A 15,679-nucleotide genomic window follows, 5' to 3' on the forward strand; every position below is an offset into this window, starting at 1 on the left:
GCGCCGCGCCCGCGCGGGCGGGAGACCCGTCAGACGTGGAAGACCGCGTGCACGTCGCCGCCGAGAGCCTCGCGGCCGCCGAGGCCGTCGATCTCGAGCAGCGTCGCGACGCCGATGACCTCGCCGCCCACAGCCTCGAGCAGCTCGCGCCCCGCGCTGAGCGTGCCGCCCGTGGCGAGCACGTCGTCGAGCAGCAGCACGCGCGCGCCGGCGGCGTTGTCGTCGTGCATCTCGATCGTCGCCGAGCCGTACTCGAGGTCGTACTCGACCGCCGCGGCGGGCCGGGGCAGCTTCCCGGCCTTGCGGATCGGCATGAGCCCGACGTTCGCGGCGATGGCCGCGGCCCCCGCGAGGAGGAAGCCGCGCGCCTCGACTCCCGCAACGGCGTCGAACCGGCCCGCGAAGGGCTCGACGAGCGCCTCGACGACGGTGCGCAGGGCCGCGGCATCCGTCAGCAGGGGCGTGATGTCGCGGAACATGATCCCGGGCTTGGGGTAGTCGGGGATGCTCGTGATGAGCGATTCGGCACGGGCGAGGGCGGAGGCGTCGGGCACCGCCCCAGCCTAATCGCGCCCCTCGCGCCCGCGCCCTCGCGCGCCCTTCCCCGCATGACCCCAGCCGTGACTTGCGCCGTATGCCCGCCGGAACACGCACCGAGCGAACATACGACGCAACTCACCGTCGACGGCCGAGGCACCCGCGCGATCGCGCGAGGCCCCGCCATGACTTGCGCCATAAGTCCGCCGAAACGCGCGTCGAGCGAACATACGACGCAACTCACCGCCGCGCGGGACGGGAGCGACGAGCAAAGAGCGAAGAGCGGGGTGGGAGCGCGGGGGGCGACGACAACGCGGGGCGCGCTTGACGCCGATGTAAGCGCTTGCAGTACGGTGTACCGCATGACTTTCACGCAGCAGGACTCGCGCCCCGAACTCGCGTCCGCACCCGGCTCGGAGTGGTGGCGCACCGCCGTCATCTACCAGATCTACCCCCGCTCTTTCGCCGACGCCTCGGGCGACGGCCTCGGCGACCTGCCCGGCGTCACCGCTCACCTCGACGACCTGAAGCAGTTGGGGGTGGATGCCATCTGGCTCAGCCCCTTCCAGCGGTCGCCGCAGAAGGACGCGGGGTACGACGTCGCCGACTACCGCGACGTCGACCCGATCTTCGGCACCCTGGCCGACTTCGACGCGATGCTCGCGGGCGCGCACGAGCGTGGCATCCGGGTCATCGTCGATCTCGTCCCGAACCACTCGAGCGATCAGCACGTCTGGTTCCAGGAGGCCCTGAAGGCAGCGCCCGGCAGCCCCGAGCGCGCGCGGTACATCTTCCGCGACGGCAAGGGTGAGAACGGGGAGCTGCCCCCGAACAACTGGGAGAGCGTGTTCGGCGGCGGCATGTGGAAGCGCGTGACCGAGGCCGACGGCACGCCGGGCCAGTGGTACCTGCACATCTTCGACGAGAGCCAACCCGACTTCGACTGGACCAACCCCGAGGTGCGTGCGGAGTTCCGCGACATCCTGCGCTTCTGGCTCGACCGCGGGGTCGACGGCTTCCGCGTCGACGTCGCGCACGGCCTCATCAAGGCCGAGGGTCTCCCCGACTTCACGCCCGACCCCGACGCGGGCTCCATGGGCGGCGACGCCGAAGAGGTGCCGTACTGGGGTCAGCCCGGCGTGCACGAGGTGTGGCGCGAGTGGCACGAGGTGCTCGCGGAGTACGCCGGCGACCGCGCTCTGTGCGCCGAGGCGTGGCTCCCCACCGTCGCGCAGACCGCGCTGTGGGTGCGGCCCGACGAGATGCACCAGGCGTTCAACTTCCACTACCTCGAGACGACCTGGGATGCCGCGGCTCTCCGCGACGTGATCTCGGAGTCGCTCGAGGAGTACGCCGCCGTGGGCGCCCCCAGCACCTGGGTGCTGTCGAACCACGACGTCGTGCGCCACGCCTCGCGCCTCGCGCTGACGGCGGAGAACCCGCAGGGGGCGGGTATCGGACCGAAGTCGCCCGGCCAGCCCGACCCCGTGAAGGGCCTGCAGCGCGCCCGCGCCGCGACCTCGCTCATGCTCGCGCTCCCCGGCTCGTCGTACCTGTACCAGGGCGAGGAGCTGGGCCTCCCCGAAGTCATCGATCTGCCCGACGACGCCCGTCAGGACCCGACGTGGTTCCGCACGAACGGCGAGCGCTATGGCCGCGACGGCTGCCGCGTCCCGATCCCGTGGACCGCCGACGGCCCCGCCTACGGCTTCAACACCACGGGTGAGTCGTGGCTCCCCCAGCCCGCGGAGTGGGCCGCGCTCGCGCGGGACGTGCAGGTCGACGACCCCGCCTCGACCCTGTCGCTGTACCGCTCGCTGCTCGCCGAGCGTCGCGAGCGCAACCTCGGCGCGGGGGCGCTCGACTGGCTCGACGGGTACGGCGACGACGTCGTGGCCTTCCGCAACGGATCGCTCACCGTCATCGCCAACCTCGGCGACGAGCCGGTCGAGCTCCCCGCGGGTGAGGTCCTCGTGGCAAGCGGCCCCCTCGACGGCGACGCCCTGCCGACCGACACGACCGTCTGGATCGCGGCGGCGTAAGCCGCGGCATCCGGAATCGCGAGACCGTGGCCGGTATCGACGACGTCGCCCGCCGGGCGGGAGTGTCGACGGCCACGGTCTCGCGCGCGTTGAGCGGGCGCGGTCCGGTGTCGACCGCGACGCGCGATCGCGTGCTCGCGGCGGCCGAAGAACTCGGGTACGTCGTCTCGGCGGCGGCGTCGAGCCTCGCGACCGGGCGGGCGCGGGCCGTCGGCGTCGTCGTGCCGTTCCTCGACCGGTGGTTCTTCAGCACCGTGCTCGCCGGCATCTCCGACGCGCTCGTGCGCGAGGGCTACGACATCACGCTCTACAGCGTGAGCGCCGACCCCGCGGAACGTCGCCGTGTATTCGAGGACCACCTCCGCCGCAGGCGCATCGACGCCGTCATCACCATCGCGATCGAGATGGATGCCGCCGAGTCGGCGCTGCTTCGCACCCTCGATGTCCCGGTGGTCTCGATCGGGGGGCCGAACCCGCTGCTGACGACACTCACGGTCGACGACCGCGCGGTCGGCCGCCTCGCGACCGAACACCTCCTCGCGCTCGGGCACCGCCGCGTCACCCACATCGGCGCCGACACGACGACCAACGCGGCATCGTCGGTTCCCGCACTCCGCCGCCTCGGCTTCACCGAGACGATGGATGCCATCGGAGCCGACGCCGTGTTCGAGCCGGCTGACTTCACCATCGAGGGCGGCTCCGCAGCGGCCACCCGCACGCTGAGCGGCGACGTCCCGCCCACCGCGATCTTCGCGGCATCCGACGAGATGGCGATCGGTGCGATCCTCGCCGCGCGCGAGCTCGGCCTGCACGTTCCCGCCGACGTGTCGATCATCGGCGTCGACGGACACGAGCTCGGCCGCTGGTTCGGCCTCACGACCGTCGATCAGTTCGCGCGCGGCCAGGGAGAGCGCGCGGCCGAGGCGGCGCTCGCCGAGCTCGACGGGGCGGACCCGGCGCCGGGGCTCGGCACCCTGCCGTTCGAGCTGGTCGACCGCGGCTCGACGGGGTCGCCGGCACGCTGAAGACGCGCGTCCGCCAGCCCGTCGGAGGGGCCCCACCGTTGTCGCGAGCCCACCTCTGCGACAACGGCGGGCGCTGGAGGCACCGGCACGAACCCGATGCCGGCGCGAGTGGACGTCAGCGGCGAGAGATATCCGTCTCAGAACGAGCCGTAGCGCTGGCGCGGGTCGACGAGGTCGAATCCCGGCGCGACCGGCACGGCGGTGCCGTCGTCCCAGATCTCCTGACGGCGCAGACGACCATGGTGCTCGCTGTGGCGCTGCATGAGCTCGATGACGTTGCCGTCGGGGTCGGCGATGTACACCTGCTCCACATAGTCATCGCGCACACGGTAGCCCCCGACCCTCTCGATCCCGCGCTCTCGGAGCCGGTCGACGTATACGCGGACGTCTTCGACCATGAGCGCGTAGTGAGTCACGAGCCCGGTGCGAAGTTCGTCGGTGCTCCAGCTCGGCGCGTGGCTTGCGAGGTGTCCGGCACGGCCCTCCTGCACGACATGCACCTCGGCGGTGCCGATTGAGAAATACGCGCCCTTGAAGACGAAATCGCGCGGGCGCACGTCTTCGACGGCTCCCATCACATCGACGTAGAACTCGCGAGCGACATCGAGGTCGGCGACGACGATGCACACGTGATGAAGGGCGGGGGCCGGGGATGCGGTCTCGGAAATCATCATTGATCCTCTCTGTGGAGATCACCATGGTGAGGCGCGCAGGGGAGGCAGCCGACGTCCGTCGCTCATTCGCGCCCGATTGCGGTCATCTGTTCGTCTTCGGCCCGGAACCGTGACATGCCCTAGGCGAGATGGGCAGCGGTGGGTTCACTGGGCATCCCTCACGCAAAGGAGCGTCCGTGCCTCTCATCGCAGCCCTTATCGCCATCGTGGCGAGCATCGTGGTGCTACTCGTCCTCATCGTCCGGATGCGGATCCATCCGTTCATCGCGATGTCGGTCGTCGCCATCGTCCTCGGCCTGATCTTCCAGGTCCCTCTGGTGGACGTCCCAGGCAGCGACCCCTTGCAGCCGGGTATCTTCACCGTGCTCCTGACCGCCCTGAACAAGAGCACCGCCCACATCCTCATCCTGGTCGGCCTGGGCTGCATCATCGGCGAGATCATCGCTCGGTCCGGCGGAAGCGAGATCCTCGGCCGAAAGCTGCTTCAGCTCACGGGCCCCCGACGCGGGGTTCTGGCGATGGCTCTCGCCGGGCTCCTCGTCGGCAGCACGATCTTCTTCGACACCGCCGTCATCCTCCTCGCGCCGGTGGCGATCGCCGTCGCGCGTCAGGCGGGTCGCCACGTCGCCGTGATGGCGGTGCCGATGGCGGTCGCCGTTCTCGCCGTGCACGCGATTATCCCGCCGCACCCGGGGGCGGTCGCTGTCGCCGTCGCCCTCGGCACGGACTACGGGCTGCTGATCGCGCTTGGCATGGTGTGCATGCTGCCGGGTGCCACCCTCGGGTGCTGGTGGGCGTACCGTCGCGCGACGCGGCTCGAGCAGCGCGGCGTCCTCGTCGCCGAGGCGACCACCGACGACGACGCTCCGTCCAGCGGGAGCGTCAGCGGCGCGGCCAGCGGCCGACCCGCGACGAACCTGACGGTGCCGGTTCGCACGGCGACGGCGGCACAGACCGACGTCGTCCCCGGCATCCTCGCGAAGCTGCTCACGGTGCTGCTGCTGCCGGTGGTCCTCATCCTGGTTGCGACCTTGGTCAGCCAGTTCCTGCCGGGCGTGCACAACGTGGTCACCGACGCCCTGCGGTTCATCGGTGTCCCCGAGATCGCGCTCATCATCACGACGATCGTGGCGTATTTCACGCTGCTCTCCCGCGCCCAGCGCCGCGTCAGCGGCATGACCGAGGTCGGACGTGTGGGGCTGCGGCCGGTCGGGGAGATCGTGCTGTCCACCGGCGGTGGCATCGCCTTCGGTGGCATCATCGCGGCGACCGGCATCGGGCAGTCGCTGGTGAATGCGCTGAGCAACGCCAACATGCCGATCGTCATCTTCGGCTTCCTGCTCGCCCTCGTGCTGCGCGCCACCCTCGGAACCACGACGGCAGCGGTCACGACCGTAGCGACCCTGTTGGCGGGATCGATCGATCTCACGGCCTACGGCCCCCTCCACGTCGCCCTCCTGACCGTGGCGATCTGCGCCGGCGGCGTCTGCCTCTCGCACGTGAACGACGCCGGTTTCTGGGTGTTGTCGCGCTACTTCACGATCTCCGAGCTGGTCATGCTGCAGACGTGGACGGTGGCGGTGACGATCATGGGCGTCGTGTGCGGTGCTCTCGCGACGACCCTGTGGGTCGTCATTCCGTTGACGAGCTGAGGAGCTCACCCAGGATCGCGCGCGCCGTGGTCTCGTCGGTCACCAGATCGGTGACAAGTCCCGACGCGACCGCGGCTCGTGCGATCGGCGCTTTCTCCGGGGTCCAGACCAGAAGGACTCGGCGTGAGACGCGTCGTAGCTCGGTCGGGCTCGCGCCGACGCGCACGGCGTCCACAACGGACGGGACCTCTCGCCCCCGTGGGTCGAGAAAGACACCGAGGCAGTGGCCGACGGCTCCGGCCGCCGCAGCTTCCGACAGGAGCTGCCGAGAAACCGGCGCATGAACCCCGGTCCCGTCGAACCGCCGCATCGAACCGGCTCCGAAGAGGGCGGCGTCGGCCTGGACCGCGCTCTCGATGGCCGCTCGGATGCGGGATCGAGCTGCGGCGGAGAAGTCCCGCTCCTCCAGCCGCCGGATGAACGGGGCGGGAATGGGTCGGTGGACGGCTCCAACCTTCTTGGAGACGTCGCCACCGGCCACCGTGCCGGCCCTACGGTCGCTCGACCCGAGGAGTTCGGCGACGAACGCCAGATCGGGAAGCAGGTGGGCGGCCTGCACCAGCGGAGCCGTCGTCCGACTGGAGGCGATGGCGAGGGTTCCACCGGCGGGGAGGTGCCCCGCGAGAACCGCGGCCGCGTGCATCCCCAGACGCCGCCGATGGGCGGCGTCGCCCCGCCGCAGAGCAGGCATCACGCGGCAGGCCTGCAACTCGGTGGCAGCGCGTTGCCCACTGGCCCGAAGGGCGGCCAGGAGCTCTCGTTCCCGTCCCCGTTCGCGATCGACGGGGGCACCGACATCGAAGCGGACCACCCCGCGCCGTCGTGCTTCCTCGAGCAGGCGGGAGATACTGACCCGGCTGAAGGCGAACTCTTCCCCGATCTGCTGCTGAGTCATCCGCTGGACCCAGAATCGATGCGCGATCTGCTGCAGCAACTCGTCATGTCGCTGCTCTCGCGCAGCGATGTCATCCGGCGCGGCGTCGTGATCCACTTGCTGGCACCTCTTCGCTGTCGGTGGGTGAAGAGCGAACCGAGACGTCCGGCATCCCGATGGCGAGGATCGCGGACAGCGTCGCGGCCGTGATCCTCGATCGTGACGACTGCTCGTCGGTTCCCCCGGCGATGGCCATGACGGTCGATCGACCGACTCCGGCGAGTTGGGCGATCTTGCGCAACGAGTATCCCTGCGACCGCCACGCCGCGACCCGTGTCGCGGCGACCGCCGCGTCGACGGGAATCTCGCGCTGGGGCGTTCCCGCTCGTCGCGCCAGTGCTCGCTTGTGACTGTTGCGAGCGTCCGGGCAGGTCACCCCCGCTTCGTCTCCTGCGCAGGCGCTGCGATCACGGCATCCGGCGAAGTATCCGGCGGTTGTTCCGTGAGCGATCGGCGCCCCGTGCCCACGCCCTCGGTTCTTGGCGTACTCGGTCGCATACAGGCGTTTCGCTTCGACGCATGTGCGCAGCCCTGTCCGCCACTGCGGGCACTCCCGATGACCGCGGCAGCCCCGGCGGTATCCCCAGAGCGTTCCATGCACGGGCAGCGCACAGGCGGGACCGGAGTCGGCTCCCGGAGGTGACGGCGCGGCTGTAAGCATGGCTCGCCGCACCTGCGCCGTCGCCGGCAACCGGCTGAGGCGGAAATCCGCTTGACGCGCGATGTGCGCATCGACGCAGGTGAGGATTTCTGCTGAGCGGTGGTGCTGGCATCCCCCGCGAGAGCGACACCCTCGTTCGTAACCTGCCGGCGTCCCATGCAACACCATGGACTCACTCCCCCTTACGTCAGTGCGTGTCCTCTGCTTCGATCTCGGTGCGGTCGCCCGACCAGAGGGAAGTGGCCCGCGCCGTCGTGGCCGACGTGCGTGACACACGCCTCGCCCTCGGCGACGGCGGCGATGGACTTCAGGATCGGACCGGTCGGGGAGGGGGTGGACGTCATGCGTTGCTCCGTAGATCGGCGGCGAGAGAGGGGTTCGGTCAGGCGAAGTCCAGAAGCACCTTGCCGGATCGACGGGGGTCGGCCGCGACCTCGAACGCGTGCACCGCGTCGGTGACGGGGAAGGTGTGGGTGACGACGGGGCTCACCGCGAGTGACTGGTCGGCCAATGCGGTGATCACCTCGTCGATCTCATCGTTGAAGCGGAAAGAGCCCACCAGGCGCAGTTCCCGGGTGATGGCGGTGGCCAGCAGCGCGGGTTGCTCGCCCGCGGGAATGAGACCCACCATGACGACCTGTCCGCCGCGGGTCGCCGCCGACACCGCGGATGCCAGCCCGCGAGGGTTGCCCGAGCTCTCGAACACCACGTCGGCATCGACACGCGCGATGGCCTCGGCATCCGTCGCCCGAAGCGTTCGCGTCGCTCCCACGCGCGCGGCGATCTCGAGCGGCTGTTCGTGCAGGTCCACGGCGATGATCTCCCGTGCCCCCTCGCGTCGGGCCGCGGCGACGATGAGTGCACCGATGGGACCACTGCCGATGACCAGCACGCGCTTGTCACTCAAGCGATCGGCGCGCGACACGGCGTGCCAGGCCACCGCTGCGGGCTCGGCGAGTGCGGCGTCTGCCAACGACAAGCCGGTCGGCAGATCGCGCAGCATCCGCGTCGGCAGAGCGATCCTGCGCGCGAAGCCGCCGTCGGTGTGCGGGAATCGCGCAGCGCTGCCGAGGTAGGTGCCGCCGGAGAGGTTCGGCTTGTTCTGCGGGTATCGGAAGTCGGGGCGACCCGGCGTGGCGGGGTGCACGGTGACGGCCGTTCCGGCCGCGGGTCCTGAACCGTCCGCAGCAGACACGACCACGGTGCCCGACAGCTCGTGACCGAGCACCATCGGCGCCCGCAGGATCGATTCTCCCGCCGCCCCATGCTGCCAGTAGTGCAAGTCGGAGCCGCAGATCCCCCCGAACGCGACTGACACGACCGCTTCATTGTCAGCGGGTCGCGGTTCGGGCACCTCTTGGATGCGGAGAACTCCTCCCACGTCGGCGATCACGGCCAGGTTGGGTTGCACGATGGCTTTTCCTCTCTCGGGGTCAGACGATGACGGTCATGCCGCCGTCGACGAACAGCACCTGCCCGTTGACGAAGTCGGACGCGGGCGAACTGAGCATGACCACCGGGCCGCCCAGGTCGGCGGGAGTCCCCCACCGGGCTGCGGGGGTGCGGCGTACGATGAACGCGTTGAAGTCGGGGTCGTCGACGAGCGCCTGGGTCATCTCGGTGTGGATGTAGCCCGGCGCCACGGCGTTGATCTGCAGGCCCGCCGATGCCCATTCGGCCGTCATCGCACGGGTGAGGTTTCTCAGACCGCCCTTCGCGGCCGTGTACGGGCCGATGGTCGGGCGCGCGAGATCGGTCTGCACCGAGGCGATGTTGACGATCTTTCCCCGGCCCCGCGCGATCATGGCACGGGCCACCTCTCGCCCCACGAGGAACGCGCTGGTCAGATCGATCGCGATCACCCGGTCCCAGTCCGCTCGGGACACCTCGAGCAGCGGCTCGCGGTGCTGGATACCCGCGTTGTTGACGAGGACGTCGATCGGGCCGATCGTCGACTCGATGTCGGCGACCGCGGCACGCACGTCGTCCTCGTCGCTGACATCGAACCCCCGAGCGTGGACGTCGCGGCCGATCCGTTGTGCCAGCGCCACGCGCGCCGATTCCAGCCGGAGGGGATCCATGCCGTTGAGCACCACCGTCGCGCCCGCGTCGGCGAGCGCATACGCGAGGATGTTGCCGATCCCCCGGCTCGAGCCGGTGATCAGCGCGATGCGACCCGTCAGATCGAACAGGGGCGAACCCGTCATGCGGTGACCGCCGACAGGTCGCGCCATCGTGCCGTTTCGAGCACGGGCCGGTTGACGACGAAGGAGGGAATCTCGCCGGCGAGGGCACCGACGACGGCACGGACGGCGCTGCGTCCGTTGCCGAGCGACATCTCGTCCGTCCATCCCACGCAGTGCGGGGACAGCAGGACGTTGTCCAGCGAGCGCAACGGGCTGTCGTCCGGGAGGGGCTCGTTCTCGAACACGTCGAGCGCGGCAGCACGCAGGCGCCCGTCCCGAAGGGCGGCGATCAGAGCGGGCTCGTCGATGATCGGTCCGCGCGCAACGTTCACGAGGGTCGCCGTCGGCTTCACGCGGTCGAGGAAATCCGCGTCGATGAGGTGGTGCGTCTCGGGTGTGAGCACAGCCATCACGACGATCGCGTCGGATCGAGCGGCGAGGTCCTCGAGACCGACCAGCTCGGCGCCGAACTCCTCGGCGCGCGACAGGGGGCAGTACGGGTCGTAGGCGAGCAGCTCGACCTCGAAGGGTGCCAGCAGCCGCGCCAGATCCGTGCCGGTGCCGCCGAAGCCCACCACCCCGACGGTCGTGCCGGTGAGCCCGCGTCCCATCCAGGACGTCCTTTCGTCCCAGCGTTTCTCGCGGACGAGACGGTCCTTGATGCCCAGGTTGAGCAGACCGCCCAGCAGCATTCCCAGCGCCGCGGTCGCGACCGGGCGTCGGGCACCGTCGGGCGTGATTGTCACGGCGACGCCCGCGTCCGTGCAGGCGTCGAGATCGACGGCGTCGTACCCCACACCGAAACGGGCCAGCACCATCGGCGGTTCGGTCACACCGCTGAACGTGGTCGCATCGACCGCCGGCGCCGCGAACAGGACGGCGGGTCGCCCGTCGATGTCTTCCGGGCGCAGGACCGGCACGTCGTCGGGGAGGTACTCCCAGGCGATGCCCGCCTCGTCGAAGCCATCCAGGCCGATGTCGCCCCAGACGTTACGGCCTGCCGCGTCGAGGAAGTCGCGGCTGATTCCTACGGGTCTCATGGTGCATCTGCCTTTCAGAAGACGGCGGTCGGATTGACGGGGGAGCCTGTGCCCGCCGGCACCAGCAGAGGGGCCACCGTGAAGAGGAACTCGTAGCGACCCTCGTCTGCGGCCACGGTCGAGAGCTCTTCGAGGTCGAGGTTGTCCAGCAGCGGCACCCCGAGCGCGGTCAACGCGAGGATGTGCACGGGCGAGTGGATGCCGGGAGTCGGCGAGGGACGCACGTCGCTGTCGCCGTCGGAGCCGAGCAGGGCGATGCCCCGGTCCGCGAGCAGCGGCATGGCCGTCGCGTGCAAGCCCGCGCTGAGATCCGAGGAGTCCCAGGGGCCGAGAGCGGAGCGTCGGGCCTTATGGCCTGTGCGCAGGAGCACGGCGTCGGCCTCGCCGATCGAAACGCCGAGCACCTCCTCCGCCGTGCGTAGGTCGTCTTCGTAAACGGCTTCCCCGGGCTCCAGCCACGAGACGCCCTTCACGACGGGCATGTCGATGAGCACGCCGCGCCCGACGAAGGAGCCGAGCTTGGCGACGGAGCCGTAGCCCGCGCCGGTGGCGTTCACCACGTCGCGGCTGCGCGCGCCGCCGAACAACTCACCGCGGTAGGCGATGTGCGAGAGCGCGTCGAGGTGGGTCGTCGACTTGCCGTGGTATTCGATGCCGATGAAGTCTTTGTTGGTCGACGGCTCGGGAGCCTCACGGTCGCCGAGATCGAGCATCATGTGCATCGCCGGACGCCGGTTGTCGATCTCCGGCTCCGTCGGCCACGGGAGCGTCGTCTGCACCACGCGGCCGGAGCGCACGGTGGCCGCCGCCGCCGCCGCGTGCGCCGGCGTGAGTCGGTTCCACGCTCCCCGTTCACGGTCGCTCCAGGTGTCCCACTGCTTGAGACGTTCGTAGAGTTCGTCGAAGCCGGCCTGGTCGATCGGTTCGGTGACGCGGATCTCGCGCGCTTCGGAGGTGTCGGTCATGACGGAATGCCCTTTCTCGGGGGTGGCGGGGCGGACGATCGTCCGCCCCGCCGGAAGGGGTGTTACTTGCCCCAGACCTTCTTGTAGATGTCGCGGTAACCGCTGGCCGGGTCGTACGTGTCACCGGTGGGGACGTTCTGCTTCGTGATCAGGGCGGGAGCGGCGACGAAGCCCGACCACTCCTCGCCCGCGAGGGCGCGGTTGGCTTCGTCGATGAGCTGCCAGCCCTGCAGCAGCAGGGGCTCGGCGACGGTCGCCGCCTGGTAGTCGACCGAACGGATGCGCTGGAACTCAGCGGCGTCCCCGTCACCCGCGGCGACGGACTTCGGCGTGCCGGCGGGGTCCTTGCCGGCGGCGCGGAGAGCCTGCTGCGCCCCGCCGAAGTAGTTGCCGTTGATGGCCATCAGGTAGGTGAGCTTGTCGCCGTTCTCCTGCAGCAGGTTCGAGATCAGGCCGGGCATGCGCTGGTCGGCCTCGGCGATGGGCGAGTCCTGGTACGACAGCACCGAGCAACCGCTGCACGCCTCGATGTACGCCTTCATGGCATCCGCTTTGAGCACGGCGATGTCGTACTGGCCGTCGGTGAAGATGGCCGCTCCCGCGGTGCCGTTCGAGTCGGCGACGGCGTAGGCGCCGGCGAGCTGCGACACGGTCAGGGGGTCGGTGGTGACGTTGGTGAACAGACCGTTGCCGGGGCCGGTCGCGGGACCGGCGTGCCAGCCGATGACGGGGATGCCGGCACTTTCGGCCGAGGCGATGGTGGCTGCCTGCTCGGTCGGGTCGAACCCTCCGAGGATGATCGCAGCGGGCTGGGCGGCGATCGCCTGGTTCAGGGCGTCGGAGCGGCCTTGCGCCGAGGCCTTGCCGTCGTACGAGTCCACGGACCAGCCGATGGCCGCGGCCGCCTCGGTGACGCCCTCGCCGACGGTGTTGATCCCGCCGTTGGTGAGGTCGCTGCCGACGTAGGCGATGCGGGCGCCGGGCTTCTGCGCCGTCGGTCCGGTGCCGGGCGGGGTGAAACCCTCCGCTGGCGGTGAGGCTCTTCTCGACGAGTTCCTTCGAGAACTCGACGGCGTCGCCGGTGGGGAGGATCGAGGAGAAGTCCTGCTCCGGGGCTGCCGAGGCGGCGTCGCCGCCGCTGCCGCTCGCGTTGCCGACGGAGCCGCTGGAGCAGGCGGTGAGACTCAGGGTCAGGGCGACGGGCAGCGCCAGTGCTGCCAGCAGGACGCGCCGCTTCGTGGTGATGGTCATGAGATGTCCTTTCGTGCTGTGGTGGTGCGGGTAGTGCTCTCGGACGGGGTGACGTCGGAGGTTTCGGGGACGGTGCCGGGTGAGCCGGTGCCGGGTGAGCCGGTGCCGGATGTTGTGGAACCGTCGGTCAGCGGGGCGGCATCCGCTCTCGTGGTGCGCCGGCGCGTGGCGAGGGAGGCGATCGTGATCGCCGCGACCAGGGTGAGGCCGTTGAAGAGCGGCTCGAGGTAGAACTGCCCGGGGAAGAGCTGCTGGAGGCCGGAGATTCCGATCGTCGCGATGGTCACGCCGAGGATCGTGCCGAGCCCGTTCACGCGGCCCGGACGGATGGTGGTCGAGCCGAGGAAGGCGGCCGCCAACGCGGGCAGAAGGTACTCGGGTCCGATGTTGGCCTGGGCCACGCCCGCTTGACGGGATGCGAGCAAGATGCCGGCGACGCCGGTGAGCATGCCCGACGCGACCATCGCGCCCACGACGTACTTGCGGCGTGCGATGCCGGTCAGCGTTGCGGCCGCGGGGTTGGCGCCGACGGCGTACAGGTAACGTCCGACGGGGAAGTAGTCGAGAACGATCCAGACGACGAGCGCCAGCACGATGGCGATGACGAACGGGCCGGGGATCGGGCCGAGACTCCAGCGCGAGAGCTCGTCGAAGGCGACGGCGCGCGCACCGTCGGAGTCCGTGACCTGGCGTCCGCCGGTGTACCAGTAGGTGACAGCGAAGATGACCTGGCCGGTGGCGAGCGTCGCGATGAACGCGTCGACCTGGGCGAGTTCGACGAGGAGAGCGTTCAGGAGGCCGATGACCCCGCCTCCGACGATGACGAGAACGATGACGAGTCGGTAGTCGAGGCCCTCGATCTGCCAGGAAAGGGCCATCACCTGCCAGAGGCCCACACCGTAACCGATGCTGAGGTCGATCTTGCCGGTCACCATCGGGATGGTGACGGCGATCGCCAGGATGAGCAGAACGGCCTTGCTCGACGCGAGCAGCTGGAAGTTCAGCAGCGAGGCGAACGTGTCGGGTCGCAGCGCTGCGAACAGGACGAAGAGGCCGATGGTGAGCAGCACCATCCCGTAGTTGCTGGTGAGCTTGTTCCAGAAGCTCGCACCCCTCCCGGGCTCCAGCGCCGTCGATTTGACGGACGTGTTCATGGTCATGCTGCACTCTCCTGGGATGAGGGGTCGGCGTAGGAGACGCGTCCGAGATCGGAGGCCGCCGAGATGAGGTTGGGGATGGTGACGTCGTCACCGGTGAGTTCCGCGACGACGCGGCCGCGTCCGAGCACGATCGCGCGGTGGGCGATCTTGGCGACTTCCTCCATGTCGGTGGAGACGACGATCGCGCCGGTGCCTTGTTCGACCACGCGGCCGAGGAGTTCGTAGATCTCGGCCTTGGCTCCGACGTCGACGCCCATGGTGGGTTCCTCGAGGATGACGACGGCGCGTCCACGCCCGAAACAGCGGGCAAGGATCACCTTCTGCTGGTTGCCGCCCGAGAACGTGTCGAGGGGAAGCTCCGGGTCATCGGGACGGATCTGATACGGGGCGAGGATCGCGGATGCCTCGACGGACTCGGTCCGAGCCGTGCGGGGTTGCCACGCACGACGCCCCCAGACCGCCGGGTTGAGGAAGAGGTTCTCGCTGACCGACAGACCCGCACCCACGGACTCCGACTCACGGTTGGAGGTAGCGAAGGCAACGCCCGCATCGACGGCGTCGCGCGGTGTGCGCGGGCGGAACGGCGCTCCGTCGAGGGTCATCGTGCCCGCCTGCGGGCGGGTGGCGCCCGCGATGGCTCGGCCGAGCGCCTCCTGCCCCGCGCCGCGCAGACCGCAGATCGCGAGGATCTCGCCCGAGCGCACGTGCAGGCTGATGGGCTCTGTCCCGTCGACTCGGAACGACTCCAGAGCGAGTCGCGTCTCGGTGCCCGGCTCATTGATGCGCGGAACCGTCGTCTCGCGTCCGACGATGAGCTCGACGAGCTCTTCGGGGCTGATCTGCGAGACCGGTCGGTCGGCCACCACGCGACCGTTGCGCATGACGACGGCGCGCTGGCTGATCTGGTAGACCTCGTCGAGGCGGTGCGAGACATAGATCATTCCCACGCCGCTGTCGCGAAGGGTTCGAAGGACCGAGAACAGCCGCTCCACGTCGGCGGCGGGCAGCGATGCCGTCGGTTCGTCGAGCACGAGGAGCTTCGGCTTGCTGACCAGGCCGCGAGCGATCGCGAGCAGGCTGCGCTCGGCGCGTGGCAGGTCGAAGATGCGCTGCTCAGGATCGATTCCGCCGCCGACGCTCGACAAGACCTCCGCTGCTTGCGCGTTCATCTGGTGCGTGCTGATGAAGCCGAGCCTGTTGCGGGGATACCCCAGACCGAGAGCGATGTTCTCGGCGACCGTCATCCACTCGATGAGGCCGAGGTTCTGGTGGACGAACGAGATCTGCTTACGCACGGTCGGCGTGGCGGCCGCGCCCAGGATGGTGATCTCGCCGGCATCCGGCTTGTATACGTCCGCCAGCATTTTGATGACGGTCGACTTGCCTGCCCCGTTTTCGCCGAGGAGGGCCACGATCTCACCCTGGTCGACCGAGAACGACACGTCGTCCACCGCACGCGTGGCGTAGAACGACTTCGTCAGTCCTGAAATGTTGAGCAGCGATGCCTGCTCGAACGATGTGGGTTCATGCACCACGAACATCTCCCTTGATG

Annotated in this window: 15 protein-coding genes; 3 read left to right on the top strand and 12 right to left on the bottom strand. The window is 69.7% G+C overall.

Features of this window, described 5'->3' with window-relative positions:
• Nucleotides 1–29: 29 nt before the first annotated feature.
• A complete protein-coding gene (locus QE388_RS04800; protein WP_275797051.1) occupies nucleotides 30–554 on the bottom strand; it encodes an adenine phosphoribosyltransferase in 525 nt (174 codons plus the stop codon).
• A 345-nt stretch (nucleotides 555–899) separates the two neighbouring features.
• Here QE388_RS04800 and QE388_RS04805 point away from each other — a divergent pair, with 345 nt between their 5' ends.
• Both QE388_RS04805 and QE388_RS04810 read left to right on the top strand, forming a co-directional pair.
• Entirely contained in the window at nucleotides 900–2,579 is a 1,680-nt protein-coding gene (locus QE388_RS04805) for a glycoside hydrolase family 13 protein (protein WP_307383451.1), read from the top strand.
• Nucleotides 2,580–2,605: 26 nt separating this feature from the next.
• Nucleotides 2,606–3,604, top strand: coding sequence for a LacI family DNA-binding transcriptional regulator (locus tag QE388_RS04810; protein ID WP_307383454.1), 999 nt, complete (start codon nucleotides 2,606–2,608; stop codon nucleotides 3,602–3,604).
• A gap of 137 nt (nucleotides 3,605–3,741) precedes the next feature.
• Here the strand turns inward: QE388_RS04810 and QE388_RS04815 are convergent, their stop codons facing one another.
• Complete coding sequence (locus tag QE388_RS04815; protein ID WP_275797057.1) at nucleotides 3,742–4,275, bottom strand: VOC family protein; 534 nt, start codon at nucleotides 4,273–4,275, stop codon at nucleotides 3,742–3,744.
• 179 nt (nucleotides 4,276–4,454) lie between these two features.
• Here QE388_RS04815 and QE388_RS04820 point away from each other — a divergent pair, with 179 nt between their 5' ends.
• Nucleotides 4,455–5,930 (top strand): GntP family permease, encoded by a 1,476-nt coding sequence (locus QE388_RS04820; protein ID WP_307383457.1) that lies wholly within the window; start codon nucleotides 4,455–4,457, stop codon nucleotides 5,928–5,930.
• Here QE388_RS04820 and QE388_RS04825 read toward each other — a convergent pair.
• From QE388_RS04825 to QE388_RS04870, 10 genes are all read right to left on the bottom strand, one after another.
• Nucleotides 5,911–6,921, bottom strand: a complete 1,011-nt coding sequence (locus QE388_RS04825; RefSeq protein WP_307383460.1) for a sugar-binding domain-containing protein — start codon at nucleotides 6,919–6,921, stop codon at nucleotides 5,911–5,913. The genes QE388_RS04820 and QE388_RS04825 overlap by 20 nt on opposite strands.
• A complete protein-coding gene (locus QE388_RS04830) occupies nucleotides 6,896–7,240 on the bottom strand; it encodes a hypothetical protein (RefSeq protein WP_275797063.1) in 345 nt (114 codons plus the stop codon). Before QE388_RS04830 ends, QE388_RS04825 begins: the two co-directional genes overlap by 26 nt.
• Before the next feature lie 467 nt (nucleotides 7,241–7,707).
• Nucleotides 7,708–7,869, bottom strand: coding sequence for a hypothetical protein (locus tag QE388_RS04835; protein ID WP_307383464.1), 162 nt, complete (start codon nucleotides 7,867–7,869; stop codon nucleotides 7,708–7,710).
• Between the two features lie 38 nt (nucleotides 7,870–7,907).
• Nucleotides 7,908–8,936, bottom strand: coding sequence for a zinc-binding dehydrogenase (locus QE388_RS04840; protein WP_275797065.1), 1,029 nt, complete (start codon nucleotides 8,934–8,936; stop codon nucleotides 7,908–7,910).
• Nucleotides 8,937–8,958: 22 nt separating this feature from the next.
• A complete protein-coding gene (locus QE388_RS04845; RefSeq protein ID WP_307383468.1) occupies nucleotides 8,959–9,732 on the bottom strand; it encodes an SDR family oxidoreductase in 774 nt (257 codons plus the stop codon).
• Complete coding sequence (locus tag QE388_RS04850) at nucleotides 9,729–10,751, bottom strand: D-isomer specific 2-hydroxyacid dehydrogenase family protein (RefSeq protein WP_275797069.1); 1,023 nt, start codon at nucleotides 10,749–10,751, stop codon at nucleotides 9,729–9,731. Before QE388_RS04850 ends, QE388_RS04845 begins: the two co-directional genes overlap by 4 nt.
• Before the next feature lie 14 nt (nucleotides 10,752–10,765).
• On the bottom strand, nucleotides 10,766–11,716 hold the full coding sequence (locus tag QE388_RS04855) for a cyclase family protein (protein WP_275797071.1): 951 nt from the start codon (nucleotides 11,714–11,716) through the stop codon (nucleotides 10,766–10,768).
• Nucleotides 11,717–11,778: 62 nt separating this feature from the next.
• Nucleotides 11,779–12,687, bottom strand: coding sequence for a substrate-binding domain-containing protein (locus tag QE388_RS04860; protein WP_307387057.1), 909 nt, complete (start codon nucleotides 12,685–12,687; stop codon nucleotides 11,779–11,781).
• 276 nt (nucleotides 12,688–12,963) lie between these two features.
• Nucleotides 12,964–14,127, bottom strand: a complete 1,164-nt coding sequence (locus QE388_RS04865; protein ID WP_307383472.1) for an ABC transporter permease — start codon at nucleotides 14,125–14,127, stop codon at nucleotides 12,964–12,966.
• On the bottom strand, nucleotides 14,124–15,662 hold the full coding sequence (locus QE388_RS04870; protein WP_275797507.1) for a sugar ABC transporter ATP-binding protein: 1,539 nt from the start codon (nucleotides 15,660–15,662) through the stop codon (nucleotides 14,124–14,126). The genes QE388_RS04865 and QE388_RS04870 overlap by 4 nt, the downstream gene beginning before the upstream one ends.
• Between the last annotated feature and the right edge of the window lie 17 nt (nucleotides 15,663–15,679).

It is taken from the genome of Microbacterium sp. SORGH_AS_0969 (assembly GCF_030818255.1).
In the GTDB taxonomy this organism is placed as follows: domain Bacteria; phylum Actinomycetota; class Actinomycetes; order Actinomycetales; family Microbacteriaceae; genus Microbacterium.